This window comes from Cupriavidus sp. FW216-B1 (assembly GCF_058789195.1).
Genome location: NZ_JBYTEL010000020.1, coordinates 12772 through 32240 on the forward strand (window position 1 = coordinate 12772; position 19469 = coordinate 32240).

Sequence of the window (19469 nt, forward strand, 5' to 3'; positions counted from 1 at the left end):
GACGATCCAATCTCCTAGAGGCAAGCCACACCATGCAAAATCCTTCATTCCAGAAACGACGCGCGGCGATGCTCGCCATCCTGCTGGGCGCCGCCGCGCCTTCGCTGTTCGCCCAGACCACGCGCGACTGGCCCACGCAGCCGGTGCGCATCGTGGTGCCGTTCCAGGCCGGCTCCGCCACCGACCTGATCACGCGCCAGATCGGCATCGGCCTGAGCAAGGAATACGGCCAGACCTTCGTGGTGGAGAACCGCCCCGGCGCGGCGGCCATGATCGGCAGCGAGGCCGCGGCGCGCGCGCCCAGCGACGGCTACACGCTGCTGATGTCCGGCCCCGCCTCGATGGTGACCAATCGCTTCCTGTACAAGAAGCTCAGCTACGATCCCGATGCGTTCGAGAAGGTCGCGGTGGTGGCCTATACGCCCAACATCCTGCTGTCCAGCCCGGACCTGCCGTTCAAGACGCTGCCGGAGATGATCGCCTACGCCAAGGCCAACCCGGGCAAGCTGACCTATGCGTCGTTCGGCGCCGGCACCACCTCGCACATGGCCGGCGAGATGCTCAAGGCGCTGGCAGGCATCGACATCGTGCACGTGCCGTACAAGGGCGCCGGCGACGCGATTCCCGCGCTGCTGTCGGGGCAGGTATCGATGTACTTCGACACCATCATGACCGGGCTGCCCTACGTGAAGGCCGGCAAGCTGCGCGCGCTGGGCGTGTCCAACAGCAAGCGCTCGCCGATGGCGCCGGACATCCCGACCATCGCCGAGCAGGGCTACCCCGGCTACGACATCGCGCCGTGGTACGGCATCGTCGCGCCCAAGGGCACGCCGGCGGACGTGGTCAACAAGCTCAACGTGTCGATCAACAAGCTGCTCAAGGACCCCGGCTTCCGCGAGAAGCTGGCGGCCACGGGCGCCGAGCCGCGCGGCGGCTCGGTGGCGGATTTCAGCGCGATGGTGGGCGCCGAGATCCCGCGCACGGAGAAGCTGGTCAAGCAGTCGGGGATCAGTCTGCAGTAGCGCGGCGAAAGGCTCGCCGCGCGCGCGGCGGGCCTGCATTCGCCGGCCTACATCATGTGGCGGGAAAAGCGGCCGTGCTCGGCGCCGGCCATCAGTTCGGTGAACTGCTCGCAGCTCATGTGCACCAGCTGCTGGTGGTCGCCGGCCTCGAAGAACACTTCGGGCTGGGCCAGCAGGCTGTCGTCGAGGTAGGTGTGCATGCCGTACGCCATCGCCACGGGCGGGATGGCGCCGAAGTCGCAGTCCTTGAAGACTTCGCGGATCTCGTCCTCCTGCGCGAGGATCAGCGTGCGCCCGGTCTGCGCGCACAGCGCCGACAGGTTCAGGTGATGCGTGGACGGGATCACCACGGCCACGTAGCCGATCTCGTCTTCCAGCAACAGGGTCTTGGCCAGGCGGTCTCCGGGAACGTGCGCTGCCTCGGCAGTGGCCATGCTGCTGAGGGTGTAGGGATGGCGGATGGTATCGAAACGGCTGTTCCTGCTGTTCAGGCAATTTGCCAGGGTGGTAGCCAAGGCCATGATGCGTCTCCTTCGCTGTACGTTGCAGTCTGGGCCGGGGGACCCCTGCGCTTCCTACTATAGACGGCGCCGCCCGGATGCAAAGCCGCTATCGGTGGGGAACGGTTGGCGGTGACGCCCGCGCCATGCGGGGCTCAGTCCTCGCCGTGAGTTGCATCGGCCTGCGTGCCGGCCTGCCGCGGCGCCGGCCACAGGACCTGGAGCTCGGTCTTGAGGAAATTGAGCAGGTAGCGCGTGGCCATCGTCTGGTAGCGGTTGGGCATGGTCAGCATGTAGAGCCGGCTGCCGAACACGCTGATGCGGTAGTCGGGCAGCAGCGCCACCAGCGTGCCCGCCGCCAGCTCGTCGGCGACGGCGTAGAGCGGGAAGATGCCCAGGCCGACGTCGCCCAGCACGCCGTCCTTGAGGAAGGCGAAGTTCTCCGAACTGAGCGTGGGTTCCAGCGCCACCTGCTCGCGCACGGCGTCGGCGCCGTGGCCGCGCGTGCCGAAGGCCTTGAGCTTCTGGCCGATCGGCGAGGCGCACACGATGGCATGGCCGCGCAGGTCGGCCAGTTCGCGCGGCGCCGGATGCGCGGCGAGATAGCCGGGCGAGCCGCACACGATCCACTCGACCACGCCGATCTCGGTGGCGACCACCGAGTCGGGCGGCGTGGAGATGATGCGCAGGGCCACTTCCACGTCCTCGGACACCAGGTTGTGGATGCGGTTGTCGAACACCACGTCGAGCGTGATGTCCGGGTAGCGGTGCTTGAACTTCACCAGCAGTTGCGACATCAGCGCGTGGCCCAGGCCGGTCGGCACCGACAGGCGCACATGGCCCTGCAGGCTCTTGCCCATGCTGTTGATGAGCGCGTTGGCGGCGGCCACCTCGCCGAGGATGTTGCGGCCGTGCTCGTAGAGGCCGGCGCCCACGGGCGTGGGCTCGACGTGGCGCGTGGTCCGGCGCAGCAACTGCACGCCGAGCGCTTCCTCCAGCGCCTTGAGGTGGTAGCTCACGTTGGCGCGCGTCATCTTGAGCTTGCGCGCGGCGGCCGACAGGTTGCCGGCGTCGACGATGTCCACGAACAGGCGAAGGGCGTTGAGGTCCATGTGGCGCTTGAAATCCTTGCAGTGAAAGCATGCCGGCGTGGCGGCGTGGCAGGAGTTTAGCCGCGTTGGCGGGGGGGGGTTCAAGGGCGGGGGTTTAGCGGTGTTGGCGCACCGCTCTCCGGCGCGGCGCGAGGCGCGGGTTTATCTCGCGGCGCAGGCGGCGGCATTCCGTATTCGCCGAATTGAATCGGGGCATGAATCCGGTCCCAAATCCGGCCCGCGGCGGACCTGCGATTTGTCCGCCGCCATCGCCGCGCGCCGGCGGGCAAAGAATGGATGCCGCCGCTGCATGCAATGCGGGCGCGCCAATTCGCATTGCGCGGGCGGGGGCGTTTGAATCAAAGCAGGCAATCCAATGCGATTCAAGTCCGGCGCCGCGATGCGCGTCTTTCCGCGCCAATTTCGCCATCCGCATTCGGAAGCCGGGCGCGCGGATCGCGATAGTCCGCGGCCGGAAAGTGGATACTGCTTAGCTCCGGCTTTGCCGGTTTCGGGGGGAATTCCTGTCATTTTTGCCAATTGTGTGCAATATCCCAAAACGGCCCGGCCGGGTGCCGGCGCGCGCCGCCGGACGCCGCCAGCGGCGGCGGTTGCGGGCAATTGGGCGGCTTTTTTGCTTTCGATTACCTTTCGGGCGCGCGCCGATTGCCTGAATGCCGCGGCGCGGCAACCATCAAGGCGATGATGGAAATGAGAAATAACCCCTCGCCTAATACGTGAATCCGGCATTTCGGACTGTGCATTGGGCCGTGGCGAATCCGCGCCAATCCTGTCAATCCGCGCAATCGACGCAATCGGACCAATCCACGCTGCGGCAGCCAGCGCCAATAGGCAAGGAAATTCGGACGGTTGTATCAAGTTCTTACGTGGCTATATTTTCATTAATCAAACGTGGTAGGCTACGGCATCCGATTTTCCCCCTATCATTCAATTAACCCTCCCCAGGAGAATCCAAATGGCGACATACAAGCAACTGATTGCGGAGAAGGAAGCGCTCGAAGCAAAGCTGGCGGAAATGCGCGCCAGCGAAGTGGCTGGCGTCATTGCCCAGATCCAGGGCCTGATGACCGAATATGAGCTGACGGTCGACGACATCGCGCCCAAGCGCCGTCGCGGCCGTCCGGCATCCGGCGCCAACGGCAAGGCCGCCAAGCCCAAGAGCACGCTGCCGCCGAAATACCGCGATCCCAAGACCGGCGCCACCTGGACCGGCCGCGGCCGCGCCCCGGCATGGCTGGGCAAGAACCGCGCGCGTTTCCTGATCGCCGAAGCCTGATTGCGCGGCGGCGCTCGCGCGCCGCCCGGCTTTGCCATCGACCCGGCCGCGGCGCGCCTCGCCGCGCGCGGCGGGCGTTGCCGGCGCCGTTTTCTCGTTTTTCCGTTCTTCCATTCTTCCGTTTCTCCCCCTTCGCCTTCCCGTTTTCCCGATGAAAAAAACCTTGAGCGCGGCGTTGCTGCTGGCGGCGTCGCTCGGCGCGCAGGCGGGCGAGCGTCCGGAGCGTTCGTTCTCGGCGCGGTACACGGCCTGCATGAACGGGCCCGACGCCACCACCGCCGGCATGCACGGCTGCATCGCCGCGGAAACCGCGCGCCAGGACACGGCGCTGAACGCGGCCTACAAGCGCCTGCAGCAGGCCATCGCGCCCGCGCGCAAGCCGGCGCTGCTGGACGCCCAGCGCGCCTGGCTGAAATTCCGCGATGCCAACTGCGGCTTCCGGGCCGATCCCGACGGCGGCACCCTGGCGGGGCTGAGCGCCGCGTCCTGCGTCATGCAGATGACCGCGGACCGCGCGCAGGAACTGGGCGACCTCGCGACCGAGGCCGCCTCGCATTAGCCATCCGGGTTTCGTGGATATGCCTGCTGAAGCATATCCACGGGATTGTAAAGTCTGGCTATCCAGTCTGTCCAAGATGTGTGGGATTGTCAAAATACGGTGACGGCGTACCATGTTGGCCACATCGTTGTTTGCCTTGACCGGAGATTTCCCCCATGAGCCTGGATGCCGAATCCTTTTCGCTGCTGCGCGCGTCGGTGCAGCGTTTCATCGACGAACGCCTGAAGCCGGCCGAAGACACGCTCGAGGAAACCGACGACGTGCCGGCCGAGATCGTCGCCGACATGAAGGAGATGGGCCTGTTCGGCATCTCCATCCCCGAGAACTACGGCGGCATCGGCCTGTCGATGTCGCAGGAATGCGATGTGGTGTATGACCTCGGCCATACCGCCTTCGCGTTCCGTTCGGTGTTCGGCACGAACGTCGGCATCGGCTCGCAGGGCATCCTGATGGACGGCACCGAGGCGCAGAAGCAGGCCTACCTGCCCAGGATCGCCAGCGGCGAGCTCATCATCTCGTTCGCGCTGACCGAGCCCAACGCCGGCTCCGACGCGGCCTCGCTGCAGACCCGGGCCGAGCTCGACGGCGACCACTACGTCATCAACGGCACCAAGCGCTTCATCACCAACGCGCCGCGCGCGGGCGCCTTCACGCTGATGGCGCGCACCGGCGGCGCCGGCGCCTCGGGCATCTCGTCGTTCATCGTGCCGGCCGACACCCCGGGCATCTCGCTGGGCAAGCCGGACAAGAAGATGGGCCAGCGCGGCACCAAGACCTGCGACGTGGTGCTGGAGAACGTGCGCGTGCCGGCCGCCAACATCATCGGCGGCGTGCCGGGCGTGGGCTTCAAGACCGCCATGAAGGTGCTCGACCGTGGCCGCCTGCATATCTCGGCGCTGGCCTGCGGCATGGCGCACCGTCTGATCACCGACGCCGTGGCCTACGCCAGGGAGCGCAAGCAGTTCGGCCAGCCGATCGGCGATTTCCAGCTGATCCAGGCGATGCTGGCCGACAGCCAGGCCGAGCTCTACGCGGGCCTGTCGATGGTGCGCGACTGCGCCCAGCGCTACGACGCCAAGACGCCCGGCAAGAGCGACCCGGAGGTCAGCATGCTGGCCTCGTGCACCAAGATGTTCTGTACCGAGATGGTGGGCCGCGTGGCCGACCGCGCGGTGCAGATCCACGGCGGCGCCGGCTACATCGCCGAGTACAAGGCCGAGCGCTTCTACCGCGACGTGCGCCTGCTGCGCCTGTACGAAGGCACCACGCAGATCCAGCAACTGATCATCGCCAAGCAACTGCTGCGCGACTGATCCGCCATGCGCGCGGCGGGCGCGGGCATGGCCCGCCCTGCCGCGCGCGGCCATTCCTCGGCGGCCCGTGCCGCCCACGCGCGCAGCGGCCGCAGAGCGCGCAGTCCTGCTGCCCCGACGGAGACCACTCATGATGGCGTTCGCCGCTTCCCGTGTTCCTGCGCCCGGCGGCGAACTGCCGCCGGCCGTCCACGACGGTGGCGCGCGGCCCGACCGCGCCCTGTGCTATCCGGTCATCGCCGCGTTGACGGCCGCCATGCCGCAGGGCGAGGCGCCGCCCGACGCCGCGCGCTTCGCGCTCGGCGCGGCCCGCGCGCTGGGCCGCGCCGATCCGGTGTCGTCGGTCCAGGCGGCGCCGCTGCGCAGCTTCGACGGCGCGCTCTACCGCACCGGCACCGGCGCCTGGACCATCCTCTACGGCGACCGCCTGCCCGCGCCGCGCGCGCGCTTCATGATCGCGTACCTGCTCGGCCGCCAGTTGCTTGGCGGTCCCGGACTGGAGTTCGTGGAATGCGCCGACGAGGCGCTGATGGCGATGCCGGACGACGAATCGGCCGGCGGCCTGGCCTATGCCTTCGCGGCCCGGCTGCTGATGCCGCTGGAGGCGTGCCGCCGCCACCTGCCCGGCGCGGTGGACCTCGACGCGCTGGCCGCGCTGGCGCGGCGCCTCGGCCTGCCGCTGCCGCACGTGGCGCGGCGCTGGCTGTCCTACACCGCGCAGCGCGCCGTGCTCACGCTCGGATGCGACGGCCGCCCGCTCGGCACGTGGGCCAGCGAGACCGCGTTCGGCCTGCCCGCCGCCGATCTGGCGGGCACGCACATGGCGTGGGAAGACGGCATCGGCATCGGCCTGTCCTTCGGGCCCAGGCATGCCGCCGCGCGCGCGGGGCAGCGCCGGCCCGCGGCGTTTCCGCGCTAGCGCCCGGGGCCACGTCCCCGGCGCATCATCGATGCCCGCTCAATTCCCGCTCAATGCTCGTGATGCAGGTACTTCGCCTGGCGCGGCAGCCGGAAGCTGACGGCGAACACGATCACCATCATCGCCGTCACGTACCAGTAGAAGCTCGACTCGTGGCCGAGCGACTTGAGATCGAGCGCGACGTATTCGGCCGAGCCGCCGAATACCGCGTTGGCCACCGCATAGGCCAGCCCCACGCCGAGCGCGCGGACCTCGGTCGGGAACATCTCCGCCTTCACGATGCCGCTGATCGAGGTGTAGAGGCTGACGATGGCCAGCGCCACGGAGATCAGCACGAACGCGGCGAACGGGCTGTGCACCGCCTTGAGCGCGGTCATCACCGGCACCGTGCCGAGCGCCCCGAGCGCGCCGAACAGCAGCATGTTGTTGCGCCGGCCGATGCGGTCCGACAGCATGCCGAACAGCGGCTGCATGCACATGTAGAGGAACAGGCAGCCCGTCATCACGTAGCTGGCGGTCTTGATCGACATGCCGGCCGTGTTGACGAGGTACTTCTGCATGTAGGTGGTGAACGTGTAGAAGATCAGCGAGCCGCCGGCGGTGTAGCCGAGCACCGTGAAGAAGGCCGCCTTGTGGTTGCGGAACAGCTCGGTGAGCGTGCCGGCTTCCTTGCTCGAGCGCGTGGCGGCCGAGGTGGTCTCATGCAGCGTGCGGCGCAGGAACAGCGCGATCACGGCGGTGATGGCGCCGACCACGAACGGGATGCGCCAGCCCCAGGCCTTGAGTTCCGGCTCGTCGAGGAACTGCTGCAGCGCCACCACCACCAGCACCGCCAGCAACTGCCCGCCGATCAGCGTGACGTACTGGAACGAGGAAAAGAAGCCGCGCTGGCCCTTGAGCGCGACCTCGCTCATGTAGGTCGCGGTGGTGCCGTACTCGCCGCCGACCGAGAGGCCCTGCAGCAGCCGCGCCACCAGCAGCAGCGCGGGCGCCCAGGCGCCGATGCTGGCATAGGTGGGCAGGCAGGCGATCAGCAGCGAGCCGCCGCACATCATCGTCACCGACAGCAGCAGCGAGTTCTTGCGGCCGTGGCGGTCGGCGATGCGGCCGAACAGCCATCCGCCGATCGGGCGCATCAGGAAGCCCGCGGCGAACACGCCCGCGGTGTTGAGCAGTTGCGCGGTGGGGTCGGACTTGGGGAAGAACGAGCCGGCGAAGTAGATCGCGCAGAACGCGTAGACGTAGAAATCGAACCACTCGACGAGGTTGCCGGACGATGCGGCGACGATCGCGTAGATGCGCTTGCGTTTTTCTTCTGCGGTTGGGGGAGCGGTAAAAACGGGGGCGGAGAGATCGGTCATGATTTGCCTTTTTGATTTCGTCATGCCGCCCCGCGCCAAGGAGGCCACGGGGGCCAAGCCGGCATGCAGGCGTCCAGTGTACTGCGATTGCGCCGGCGCGGCCGTCCTGCGCGCCTGTCGCCGCATGGCGGCGGCGCGACATGGCGCGTATGGACCTGTCACGGCGTGACATTCCGGACGGCCGGTTTTCTCGCGCGGCGGATGCGGCGAGCCGCGCGCCGGCACAAGGCACGAACGCATCCCGCGCCGGCTCCGGCGCGGAAGGGGGGATCCATGCTGGGGATGGGTCGATGGGGCGCGCCGCCTTCGGCGGCACGCGGCGCGGTTGCGCGGGCGCGTTTCCCGGAAGATGGCGCGTGCTGGCGTGCACCGTCGCGGCCACGCCAATGCGGTCTGCCCTGGCGGCGCGGACAGCCGTGCAGGCCGCGGAAGCGCGGTGCCTGCGGTGTCCTTGCTGCGTGTCCTGCCGCGCGCGCTACTGCGCTTCCTGCGGCGGTTCCGTGCGCTGTTCCTGGCGCGGCTCCTGCGCTTCCTGCGGCCACACGGCGTCCACGTCCCGGAGCAGGTGGCCCGCCAGGATGTAGTCGCCCAGCCGGGTGGCCTTGGCCTCGAGATCGAGCAGTTCGTGGTCGGCCAGCGTGCCGAGGTCGAACTGGCAATACAGGTTGCGTTGGCGGAAGGTGGTCTTGGTCTTGGCCAGCCCCTCGATCAGGGCTTCGCGTGAATGGACGGCGATGCTTTCCTGTCCCCGGTACTGCACTTTAATGCCGCGTTTCTCTCCGAGCCGGCCCAGTTCGACGGCATCCTGCCATCCGGTCTCATAGTCCAGCTCAAGGGCCAGCACATCTTTCGATGCGAGAAGCCGAAGCGCTTCTGCTTTGCTGCTAGCTCGCACTATTGACATCCACACCTCTTATATCGACTTGGAGACACTATCAAAAAAATCCTGGCGTCATTGCGCGGTCGCGGCAGTGCGGTCACGGCAACTACCGGCTGACTATGCCGGCTGAATGCACCGGCCGAACCGTTCGTGCCGTCCGCGGCCGCGTGCGTCGTGGCCAGGATCGTTCGGCTTTGTTCCGATAACGTCTCTTATATACTGTACGAATATACAGTCAACGCGCGGTTGCAGCAAGGGGTTGCCCCCGGGCCGTCCGCGTTGCCGCGCCGCGAGCGGCCTGCGGCGCCCGCGGCGGCCTCCATTTTCCTCCAGTCTCGTCGTTTCAGGGGGACGGCGTTGCCGTTTCCGCCGCGCTGTCCGTCTTCATGGTGGCGCCGGCGTTTTGCGCTGCCGTGACAGAGAAATCTCCGGCGTATATCTGGACCACCCTGGCCGGGTCCAGGTACTGGCGGATCGCCGCGTTGACCTGCTCGACGCTCGCCGTGGCGATACCTTGCTCGAACTTCGTGACATAGCGCATGGTGCGTCCCAGGAACAAGTGGCTGGCCAGCATGCCGGCCAGCGATGCGTCGCTGGTGCGCGCCAGCGCGCCTTGCTGCAGCAGGCCGCTCCTGGCCTGCCCCAGCTCCTCCGCCGTGATGCCGCGCGCCGCCAGCCGCGCCAGTTCCTCCTGCACGCCGCGCCGGAGCTTGTCCAGGTTCTGCGGCGCATAGGCCGCCTGCATGCCGAAGCGCCCGTTGCCGTCGAGCGCGCCGACCCGCACGAAGCTGCCCACACTGTAACTGATGCCGTCCTGCTGGCGCAGGCGGTCGGCCAGGCGGCTCTTGAGCGGGTTGCCGCCGAAGACGCGGTTGGCGATCACCAGCGCCGGATAGTCGGGCGCGTCGCTGGTCAGCGGCACCGGCAGCGCCGCCATGTAGACGGCATTGGCCTTGCCGGCGGTCTCGCGGGTCAGGCTGGCCGGCGGCAGCGCCACGAACGGGCGCGCGATGCGGACATAGGGCGCCCGCGCGCGCCAGTCGCCGAACAGGCTGGCCAGCTGGGCGCGCGCCGCCGGCTGGTCGAAGTCGCCGACCAGCGCGACCTGCCCGTTGTCCGCGCCGTAGAAGCGCGCGTGGAAGGCGCGCACGTCCTCCAGCGTCAGCCGCGTGAGCGCGTCCATGTCTTCCTGCGGCGTGGCCACGTAGCGCGGGTCGCCGGCGGGGTAGGGGTTGCCGTGCCGCCCGAGCGCGGTGGCGGCGATCGTCTCCGGCCGTCCCAGCCCGCTGGCGATGCCGGCGATGGCGTTGGCGCGCAGCGTCTCGAACTCGGCCGCGGGCAGGCTCGGCGCGCGCAGCACGTCGCGGATCAGCGCTAGCGTCTGCGCCAGCGTGTCGCGCCGCGCCTCGAAGCGCACCGTGACCGCTTCCTCGTCGCCCTGCACCGAGACCGAGGCCTTGAGCGCGGCCAGGCGGTCCGAGATCTGCTGCCGGTCCAGGCTGGTCGTGCCGCGCATCAGCATGGCGGCGGTGAGGTCGCCGGCCGCGCCCAGCCCGCGCAGGCTGTCGAGGTCGCCCATGCGCAGCACGATGCGCCCGCTCACGGTCTGCCCGCGGCTGGGCTTGGGCAGCAGCGCGAACTGCATGCCGTTGGCCAGCGCGCCGCGCAGCGTGTGCGCCTCGATGTTCTCCGGGCTGGGATCGAAGGCGGCCACCTCGGCCTTGGCCGGCTGGGGCCGGAAGCCGGCCACCAGCGCCGCGACGTCCGGCGCGGCGGGCATCGCCGCCGGCGCCAGCGCGGCGTCGGCCGCCTGGCCAGGCATGTCGAGCGGGATGAAGCGGCCGAGCGTGCGGTTGCTCGGGCGCAGGTAGTTCTGCGCCACGCGCTGCAGGTCGGCCAGCGTGACCTGCGCGGCCTGGTCGCGCGCGATCAGCAGCAGGCGCCAGTCGCCCTTAGCGATGGCCTCGGACAGCGCCACCGCGTAGCCGGCCGGATTCTCCAGCAGGCGCTCGTAGGCGTTGAGCAGGCGGGTGCGCGCGCGGTCCAGCTCCACCTGCGTCACCGGGTGCGCGCCGAAGCCTTCCACCTGCGCCACCAGCGCCGCGCGCGCGGCTTCCAGGTCCTGCGTCTTGCTCACGCCGGCGGCGAATAGCACCGAGCCGGGGTCGCGCATGGCCGCCACCGAGCCGGACTGCCAGGTGGCGCGGCCGGTTTCGACCAGCGCCTTGTACAGGCGCCCGCCGGCGCCGTCGGAGAGGATGTCCGCCAGCAGCTGCATGGCCACCACGTCCGGGTGCGCGCCCGGCGCGATGTGGTACTGCACGGCCACCATCTGCGCGTCGCCGGCGCGCCGCAGCGTGACCTCGCGCGTGCCTTCCTGCGGCGGCTCCACGGTGTACTGCGCCGGCAGCGTGCGCGCCGGCTTCGGAATCGGGCCGAAGTACGCGCCGATGCGCGCCAGCGTGGCGGCCGCGTCGAACTTGCCGGCCACCACCAGCACCGCGTTGTCGGGCTGGTAGTAGCGGCGGTAGAACTCCTGCAGGTTGCCGATGGCGACGTGCTCCACGTCGCTGCGCGCGCCGATCGGCACCTTGCCGTAGTTGTGCCAGCGGTAGGCCGCCGCGCGCATCTGCTGCGCCAGCATGGGGCCGGGCTCGTTCTCGGCGCGCTCCATCTCGTTGCGCACCACCGTCATCTCGCTGTCGAGCGCGGCGCGCGCGATGAAGCTGTTGACCATGCGGTCCGCCTCCATCTTCAGCGCCCAGTCCAGGTTCTCCTCGCTGGCGGAGAAGCTCTCGAAGTAGTTGGTGCGGTCGAAGCCGGTGGTGCCGTTGAACTGCATGCCGCGGCGCGTGAGCTCCTGCGCGATGGCGTTGCCGGGCAGCGACGGCGTGCCCTTGAACAGCAGGTGCTCGAGCAGGTGCGCCATGCCGGTCTCGCCGTAGTTCTCGTGGCGGCTGCCGACCAGGTAGGTCATGTTGACCGTGGTCACGGGCTGCGCCGCGTCGGGCGCCAGCAGCACGCGCAGGCCGTTGGGCAGGCGGTATTCGGTGATGCCCTCGGCGCTGGCCACCTGCGCCGGCGCGGTGGCGGCGGGTGTGGGCGGCACGGCGGGCGGCACGGCGGGCGCCGCGGGCGCGGCGGTGCTGAAGGCGAGGGCGAGCAGGCAGGTAAGGCGCTGGAGAGCGTGGCGCATGCGAAGGCGGCAAGAGAAGTCCGGAGGCCGATTCTAGCCGCTGCCGCGCGGCGTGGCGGCACGGCGCCGCGTTTTCCGAAATTTCCGCGTTTTGCCGCACCGCAGCAGGCCAAGGCAAATGTCCGAATCCGGCTAATGCCGCGCGCGCGGCGGGTTAGCATGCACGCTATGAAACTCGATCCGGACACCTGCTACAAGGCCGTGGCCTCGCACGACCGCCGCTTCGACGGGCGCTTCTTCGTGGGCGTGTCGTCCACCGGGGTCTATTGCCGGCCGGTATGCGCGGTGCGCACGCCCAAGCGCGAGAACTGCACGTTCTACGAGACCGCGGCGGCGGCCGAGAAGCGCGGCTTCCGCCCGTGCCTGCGCTGCCGGCCGGAGCTGGCGCCGGGGCACGGCCTGTCGGACCTGTCCGGGCGGCTGGCCCAGGCCGCCGCCACGCTGATCGACGAAGGTTTCATGGTGGATGCCGGCGTGGCCGCGCTGGCCGCGCGCATCGGCGTCACCGAGCGCCACCTGCGCCGGCTGTTCGACGCGCAGTTCGGCGTCTCGGTGCTGGAATACGCGCAGACCCAGCGGCTGCTGCTGGCCAAGCGCCTGCTGACCGACACCGCGCTGACGGTGACGGATGTCGCGCATGCCGCCGGCTTCGGCAGCGTGCGGCGCTTCAACGACGTGCTCAAGACGCGCTACGGACTCACGCCGCTGGCCATGCGCAGGCGCGCCGCCGACAACGTGGCCGACGAGCTCGTGTTCGAGCTCGGATACCGCCCGCCGCTGGCCTGGGCCGCGTGGCTGCAGTTCGTCGGCGTGCGCGCCGTGGACGGCATCGAGCAGCTCGGCGACGGCACCTACGCGCGCACGCTGGCCATCGACAGCGGCGGCGCCACGCACCTGGGCTGGCTGCGGCTCGAGCACGTGCCGCGCCGCCACGTGGTGCGCGTGGCGCTGTCCGGCACGCTCGCGCACGTGATTCCGCAAGCGCTGGGGCGCGTGCGCCGGCTGTGCGACCTGGGCTGCCGGCCCGACGTGGTGGACCGCCACCTCGGCCCGCTCGCCGCCGAGGTGCCCGGCATGCGCCTGCCCGGCGCGGTGGACGGCTTCGAGATCGCCGTGCGCGCGGTGGTGGGCCAGGTGATCTCGGTCAGGCACGCGCGCACGCTGCTGGCGCGCCTGGCCGCGCATCACGGCCCCGCGCTGGCGCAGCCCGCGCCGGGCCTGCGCCATGGCTTCCCGAGTGCCGCCGCGCTGGCGCAGGTCACGCCCGAAGCGCTGCGCGAGATCGGCATCCCGCTGGCCAAGGGCCGCGCCATCCGCGCCATCGCCAGCCGCGTCGCGGCCGGCGAACTGAAGCTTGATCCGAGCGCCGCGCCCGAGGAAACCATCGCGCGCCTGTGCGCGATCGAAGGCGTGGGCGACTGGACCGCGCAATACGTGGCGATGCGCGCGCTGGGCTGGCCGGACGCGTTTCCCGGCACCGACTACGCGCTGCGCAAGGTGCTCGGCATCGCCACCGTGCGCGCCATGAAGCAGCACGCCGCGCAGTGGGCCCCGTGGCGGGCCTACGCCGCCATCCACCTGTGGCGGCGTTATGAGGAACGCAAGGAGCCGGCGCCGGCCGGCCAGGAAAAGGCAGAGAAAAAGGACACGCCATGATTGCCTACCGCATCATCCCCAGCCCGCTCGGCGACGTGCTGCTGCGTGCCGACGAGGCCCGCCTGAGCGGGCTGTTCTTCGTGGGGCAGAAATACTATCCCGCGGCGGCCACGCCGGCCGCGGCCGTGCCCGCCGCCGCGCGGGCCGTCTTCGAGCAGGCCGCCGGCGAGCTCGACGACTATTTCGCCGAGCGCCTGCGGGCCTTCACGGTGCCGCTGGCGCTGGGCGGCAGCGCGTTCCAGCATGCCGTGTGGCAGGCCCTGTGCGCGATCCCGTTCGGCGAGACCGTCTCCTACGGCGGACTCGCCGCCGAGCTGGGCCTGCCGCCCACGCACGCGCGCGCCGTGGGCGGCGCGGTGGGCCGCAACCCGCTCTCGGTGATCGTGCCGTGCCACCGCGTGCTGGGCGCCGGCGGCGGCCTCACCGGCTATGCCGGCGGCACCGACCGCAAGCGGGCGCTGCTGCGGCTCGAGGGCACCGCCGCGGCGACCGCGCTGCCCATCCTGCGTCAGTCGGCGTTGGCATTTGCATGAGCGGGAGGGCGCCGGCCCGCCTTGCCGATTTATTCGCCGGAACAATGTCAGGTCATTAAGAAATAAAAAGGACATTTATTCGGATTTAATTCCCACGATGCCCGGCATCGGCCGAATAAATGCAATCGGCCTCGGCCGCCGCGTATGCTTCAATACGCGGAGAAATCCGCATCGCCGGGCGCGCCGGTCCCCGCCGCGCCGCATCCCGCCAGCCGCCGCGGCGCGGCGCGGCGTTCATCGCGTGAAATGTCCATACATCCATAAACATAAATATCATGTAATTACGCATGTAATAAGATTTAACATTTCATGAAGTGCTTAATGGTTCCACGACACCGACCTGTCATGTGATCGACCAATACTACCGGCGCCTCACAACAGCTCGATTTTCTTGCAGTTCCCCCGAGCTTCTCAATAAAAACGGTAGGTCCTCACATATCCCGGAGTAGGAATGTCATCGTTCCAATCACCCCGCAGTATTCTCATCCTGACTGCAGTCGCATCGGCCTGCGTGCTGACCGCCTGCGGCGGCGGAGACGACAATGCCAGCGCAGGCACCGGCGCCGGCACTGGCCCGAGCCAGACCCAGCAGACCATTGCCGGCGTCGTCGCCGCCAGTGGTTTCGTTCCGGGCAGCGCGGCCCAGCCCACGCTGAAGGCTGGTTACTATCAGGGCGCGCTGGTCTGCGCCGATGCCAACGGCAACGGCAAGTGCGACACCTCGGAAAACCCGGTCACCACCGATTCGCATGGCGCCTTCAAGCTGAGCGTCAGCGCGCCGGTCGCGCTGATCGCCGACGTTGGCGCGTCGGCGATCAATACCGGAACGGGGGCCGCCGTGGGCAGCCGCGTCGCGCTGCGCGCATCGCTGGCGCAGGTGAATGACCAGATCGGCAGCAGCGTCGTGATCAGCCCGCTGTCGAGCGAAGTGCAGCGCCTGGTCGAAGCGAACAGCACGACCTACGCCGTCGAGAAGGCAAACCTGGCCCAGCGCGTCGGCGTCGGCGCCGACGCGGTGCTGTCGGACCTCAACGCGGCATCCGGCGCGACGCAGTCGGCCCTGCTGACCGAGGCCAACCAGCTCGCCAACCGCTTCACCTACGCGACCAAGAAGTTCGACCGGGGCGATCTCTATCCGGACGCGCTGTCCGTCTCCGGCGGCGACCCGGAACTGACCGGCATGGGCAACGTGACGGCCGCCACCGCGACGACCACCGACACCCGCGAGCCGATCACGTTCCTGCAGGCGCAACAGGCCGCCTTCAACCTCGAAGGCATTCCGCGTTACGACAACATCTTCATCGTGATGCTGGAAAACAAGGGCACGCAGACCATCCTGAATTCGCCGTATGCGCCCCACATCAACGAGTACCTGACCGCCGGCAACCAGTTCACCAGCTATTTCGCCACCGGCAACCCGAGCGAGCCGAACTACACGGCGCTCGGCGGCGCCGACGACTGGGGCATCACCGACGACAATCAGTGGAACTGCAACGCGACCGGCGCGAACGCACCGCAGGACACGCCGATGCCGGACAACACGCAGCCCGGCCTGGCCAAGTCGCCGTTTTCGGCCACCTGCACCTCGACGCCGAACGTCAACCACAACATCGTCGGCCACCCGAACCTGTTCAACGCGATCACGGCTTCCGGCATGACGTGGCGCACCTATAGCGAGTCGATGAACCCGGGCCAGGACTTCCGTACCGACAGCGTCGCCGACGCGGCCGTTACCGCGCCCGACAACGTCTACCCGCCGGGCACGCTCAACGGCAACGCCACGCAGGTCGGCAGTTCGACGGCCATCCTGCCGATGCCGGCCGGCCTGTACAAGACCAAGCACCATCCGGGCATGGCCTACCAGAACGTGCGCAGCGCGCCGGAATGGAAGTTCAGCAACCGCACGCTCGGCGGCGGCCAGTGGGATGCGGCGCTGAAGAACAGCTCCGACTACACGGTCCCGTCCAACTACGTGGTCGACCAGCTCGGCGCCGACCTGCAAAGCGGCGACGTCGGCAACCTGAACTTCCTGATGCCCGACCAGTGCGACGACATGCACAGCATCACGGTGAAGACGGCGGACGGCACCGTCACCGCGAGCGATTGCGGCGGCAACGCGATCATCACGCGCGGCGACAACTTCGTGCAGAAGCTCGTGACCAAGATCCAGTCCTCGCCGCTCTGGGCAAACCGGCAGAAGAAGGTTGCCATCGTGCTGATGTTCGACGAAGGCACGGCCACCTCCGGCTTCAATTCGTGCTGCGGCTGGAACCCGTCCAACGGCACGCTGGCCAATCCGCTGAAGCAGAATGCCGACGGCACGTTCTCGGTGGATTCGACGATCGCCAACTACACGCTCGGCAATCGCGGCCACGGCGAATCGGTCTACGCGGTGCTGACCAACCAGCCGGGCGCGCCCAAGCACGTGGTCGACAGCGACGCCTACAGCCACTTCTCGTTCGTCCGCACGCTGCAGGACATGTTCCAGATCGCCGATCCGCAGGTCGATACCTCGTACATGAACCGCTCGAAGTACACCGAGAAGTTCATTGCGCAGAACATCCTGAACCTGCCGGAGTACGCGGGTAGCGCCGATACGCACTTCGACTCGGTCCGCCCGATGAACCATGCGTACAAGATCCCGGCGACCTACACCGCGAAGCAGTCTTCCGACGTGAACACGGCGGCGCAGGTGGGTCCGGACGGCAACCAGACCAACGTCTGGGCAATCAAGTAAGGCGCGGCCCGCGCGGGCGCGGCACGGCGGCAGCAGCGGCCGTGCCGCATCATCGCGGCCCCGGGGCCGGCGGCGGCGGGCAGGACCAGCCGCCGCCGGCCATTCGTGTTCCAGCGCTTCACATCGACTTTCCCGGCACACCTGGCAAACCCAGGGGCCGACGTACCTCGCAAAAGGAACTCACCATGCGCAAGCTCTTGGCTGGTGCCATGTGCATGCTTTCGCTGATGCTGGCCGCCTGTGGCGGCGGCGACGGCAGTGGCGCGACGACCGGCAGCAACGACCCTTCGACCGGCCCGAGCGGACCCGCGGCCGGCACCCCGAGCACGCCGGCGCTGAGCCTCGCGGCACAGCTCGGCAAGCAGCTTTTCTTCGACCGCACGTTGTCGGGCTCCGGCAAGATGTCGTGCGCGACCTGCCACGATCCGAACTACGCATACGGCCCGCCGAACAATCTCGCGGTCCAGCTCGGCGGCCCCGCCCTGGCGTCGGCCGGCGTGCGCGCGGTGCCGTCGCTGCGCTACAAGGACAACACGCCCCCGTACTCCGACCTGCTCGACAACCCGGACGGCATCAGCGTGCCCGGGCCGGGCGGCGGCTTCACGTGGGACGGGCGCGCGGCCACGCTCGCCGACCAGGCCAAGCTGCCCCTGCTCGATCCCGTCGAGATGGACAATGCCTCGCCCGCCGACGTGGTGACGAAGGTGAAGGCGGCATCGTACGCGCCGCTCTACCTGCAGGCATACGGCGACAACGGTTTCAGCGACACCAACGCGGCGTTCGACAACATCACCGCCGCGCTCCAGGCGTACCAGCGCGAAGACCCGAGCTTCCACCCGTACAGCAGCAAGTTCGACCTGTGGGCGGGCAACAAGATCGGCGGGCAGCTGACGGCGGCGGAGCAGCGCGGCCTTGCCGTGTTCACCGACGCGAACCGCGGCAACTGCGCCTCGTGCCACTACCAGGGCGCGGGCTTCAACGGCAGCAGCGCGTTGTTTACCGACTTCTCGTACGAGGCGATCAGCGTGCCGCGCAACCCGGAGATCCCGGCGAACGCCACTGCGGGCTATTTCGACATGGGTGTCTGCGGCCCGGCCCGGACCGACCACCTGCCCGCTTCCCCGGGCGCGGCCAATGCGTTCTGCGGCATGTTCAAGGCGCCGACGGTGCGCAATTCGGCGACGCGCCAGGCGTTCTTCCACAATGGCGTGATCCATTCGCTGACGCAGTTGGTGCGCTTCTACAACACGCGGGACACCAATCCCGAGCTCTGGTATCCGACGATCGGTGGCACGCCGAAGGCCACGCCGGACGCCAGCTTCCCGACCTACGGCCTGATCACGACGCAGTACGTCGGCGGCACCGTGCAGAAGTTCGACGACCTGCCGGCGGCCTACGTCGGCAACATCGACACGCAGATGCCGCTCGACGGCCGGGCCCCCGGCTCGCCGACGCCGATGTCCGAGCAGGACGTGCAGGATCTCGTGTGCTTTCTCGGCACGCTGACCGACGGCTACAAGCCGCCGGCCAACCCGCCGACCAGCGGCGCCTGCGTGAATTGACGCGATCCCCGGCGCCGCGCGGCAACGCGCGGCGCGGCGTTTGCGGCGGGGGCGGCATGACGCCGCTCCCGCAACCCCGATCAACTGAATGGACCATTTTCATGACGTACTGCCCGACCTGGAACCGAAACATGGCGCGCGCCATATGCGTGCTGGGCCTTGCCACCGCACTGGCCGCGTGCAACCAGGCGAAGACCGCCGAGGAGGCGGCCAAGACCGACCAGGCAACCTTCGCCGCCGCGCTGAACGACTATCTCGCGCACAAGGGCAACCTGTGCCTGGCGAAGTACGACTGGCCGGTAAACGTCGAATACAAGGATGGCCCCATCACCGAGCGCGACGCGGTGCAGATGCCGGTGCTCGAGAAACTCGGCATCGTCACCGCCAAGGACGCGATGGTCGACTACAAGAACGAGGACGGCACCGTGCAGAAGAAGGTGCGGCAATACGCGCTGTCCGCGGAGGGCCAGAAATTCTACCTGCGCCAGCCGGTCCAGATTCCGGCCCCGGACGGCGGGAAGGTCACGCATGCGGGCGACCTGTGCGTGGCCAAGCTGACGCTCGACAAGGTGATCGGCTGGGAGCCGCCGCGCACGTTCGACGGCAAGACCCAGACGGCGGTGATGTTCACCTACAAGCTCGATGCCGCGCCGTGGATGCGCACGCCGGAAGCGCTGCGCGCCTTTCCGATGGCCGCGCGCGTGATCGAAGGCAGCGGGACCATGCAGCTGCGTGAAGGCTTCCACCTGACGCCGCACGGCTGGCTCCCGAACGACGACCTGATCTGACCCGGACCGGGCCGCTGCCGGCATCCGCCGCCGCGCGGCGCCCGTTTCCTCATTT

At 68.8% G+C, this 19469-nt stretch carries 16 protein-coding genes; 11 read left to right on the plus strand and 5 right to left on the minus strand.

Annotation, left to right across the window (positions count from 1 at the left end; translation table 11 throughout):
* Positions 1 to 68 precede the first annotated feature (68 nt).
* Entirely contained in the window at positions 69 to 1022 is a 954-nt protein-coding gene (locus AC3WXD_RS28075; protein ID WP_492325158.1) for a Bug family tripartite tricarboxylate transporter substrate binding protein, read from the plus strand.
* 47 nt (positions 1023 to 1069) lie between these two features.
* Here AC3WXD_RS28075 and AC3WXD_RS28080 read toward each other — a convergent pair whose 3' ends face one another.
* Both AC3WXD_RS28080 and AC3WXD_RS28085 read right to left on the minus strand, forming a co-directional pair.
* The gene (locus AC3WXD_RS28080; RefSeq protein ID WP_020202443.1) at positions 1070 to 1543 is read right to left on the minus strand and encodes an aminoacyl-tRNA deacylase; all 474 of its coding nucleotides are present in this window, start codon (positions 1541 to 1543) and stop codon (positions 1070 to 1072) included.
* Between the two features lie 134 nt (positions 1544 to 1677).
* Complete coding sequence (locus AC3WXD_RS28085) at positions 1678 to 2634, minus strand: LysR family transcriptional regulator (protein ID WP_020202444.1); 957 nt, start codon at positions 2632 to 2634, stop codon at positions 1678 to 1680.
* Positions 2635 to 2989: 355 nt separating this feature from the next.
* On the opposite strand from AC3WXD_RS28085, the gene AC3WXD_RS28090 reads away from it, so the two are divergent.
* The 5 genes from AC3WXD_RS28090 to AC3WXD_RS28110 all read left to right on the plus strand — a co-directional run bounded on the left by AC3WXD_RS28090 (position 2990) and on the right by AC3WXD_RS28110 (position 6701).
* On the plus strand, positions 2990 to 3319 hold the full coding sequence (locus tag AC3WXD_RS28090) for a hypothetical protein (RefSeq protein ID WP_492325108.1): 330 nt from the start codon (positions 2990 to 2992) through the stop codon (positions 3317 to 3319).
* Positions 3320 to 3589: 270 nt separating this feature from the next.
* Positions 3590 to 3910, plus strand: coding sequence for an H-NS histone family protein (locus AC3WXD_RS28095; RefSeq protein ID WP_020202445.1), 321 nt, complete (start codon positions 3590 to 3592; stop codon positions 3908 to 3910).
* Positions 3911 to 4061: 151 nt separating this feature from the next.
* Complete coding sequence (locus tag AC3WXD_RS28100) at positions 4062 to 4469, plus strand: lysozyme inhibitor LprI family protein (RefSeq protein WP_492325109.1); 408 nt, start codon at positions 4062 to 4064, stop codon at positions 4467 to 4469.
* A 155-nt stretch (positions 4470 to 4624) separates the two neighbouring features.
* Positions 4625 to 5782 carry an acyl-CoA dehydrogenase family protein gene (locus AC3WXD_RS28105; RefSeq protein ID WP_059412086.1) on the plus strand — a complete coding sequence of 386 codons (1158 nt, stop codon included), beginning with the start codon at positions 4625 to 4627 and terminating at the stop codon, positions 5780 to 5782.
* 130 nt (positions 5783 to 5912) lie between these two features.
* A complete protein-coding gene (locus AC3WXD_RS28110) occupies positions 5913 to 6701 on the plus strand; it encodes an ImmA/IrrE family metallo-endopeptidase (RefSeq protein ID WP_492325110.1) in 789 nt (262 codons plus the stop codon).
* 50 nt (positions 6702 to 6751) lie between these two features.
* On the opposite strand, the gene AC3WXD_RS28115 is transcribed toward AC3WXD_RS28110, so the two are convergent.
* From AC3WXD_RS28115 to AC3WXD_RS28125, 3 genes are all read right to left on the minus strand, one after another.
* Complete coding sequence (locus AC3WXD_RS28115; RefSeq protein WP_020202449.1) at positions 6752 to 8062, minus strand: MFS family transporter; 1311 nt, start codon at positions 8060 to 8062, stop codon at positions 6752 to 6754.
* 475 nt (positions 8063 to 8537) lie between these two features.
* The gene (locus tag AC3WXD_RS28120; RefSeq protein ID WP_052165853.1) at positions 8538 to 8966 is read right to left on the minus strand and encodes a hypothetical protein; all 429 of its coding nucleotides are present in this window, start codon (positions 8964 to 8966) and stop codon (positions 8538 to 8540) included.
* Positions 8967 to 9285: 319 nt separating this feature from the next.
* Positions 9286 to 12138: a M16 family metallopeptidase gene (locus tag AC3WXD_RS28125; protein WP_492325111.1), complete on the minus strand. Its 2853-nt coding sequence runs from the start codon at positions 12136 to 12138 to the stop codon at positions 9286 to 9288.
* Between the two features lie 168 nt (positions 12139 to 12306).
* Between AC3WXD_RS28125 and AC3WXD_RS28130 the strand changes: the two genes are divergently transcribed.
* The 5 genes from AC3WXD_RS28130 (at position 12307) to AC3WXD_RS28150 (ending at position 19414) form a co-directional block, all read left to right on the plus strand.
* Positions 12307 to 13794, plus strand: a complete 1488-nt coding sequence (locus AC3WXD_RS28130; protein ID WP_492325112.1) for an AlkA N-terminal domain-containing protein — start codon at positions 12307 to 12309, stop codon at positions 13792 to 13794.
* Positions 13791 to 14327, plus strand: coding sequence for a methylated-DNA--[protein]-cysteine S-methyltransferase (locus tag AC3WXD_RS28135; protein ID WP_454732562.1), 537 nt, complete (start codon positions 13791 to 13793; stop codon positions 14325 to 14327). The genes AC3WXD_RS28130 and AC3WXD_RS28135 overlap by 4 nt, the downstream gene beginning before the upstream one ends.
* 451 nt (positions 14328 to 14778) lie before the next feature.
* Positions 14779 to 17064 (plus strand): alkaline phosphatase family protein, encoded by a 2286-nt coding sequence (locus AC3WXD_RS28140; protein WP_454732563.1) that lies wholly within the window; start codon positions 14779 to 14781, stop codon positions 17062 to 17064.
* 185 nt (positions 17065 to 17249) lie between these two features.
* Positions 17250 to 18626, plus strand: a complete 1377-nt coding sequence (locus tag AC3WXD_RS28145) for a cytochrome-c peroxidase (RefSeq protein ID WP_029043483.1) — start codon at positions 17250 to 17252, stop codon at positions 18624 to 18626.
* 131 nt (positions 18627 to 18757) lie between these two features.
* Positions 18758 to 19414: a hypothetical protein gene (locus AC3WXD_RS28150; protein WP_020202457.1), complete on the plus strand. Its 657-nt coding sequence runs from the start codon at positions 18758 to 18760 to the stop codon at positions 19412 to 19414.
* The last annotated feature ends 55 nt before the right edge of the window (positions 19415 to 19469 follow it).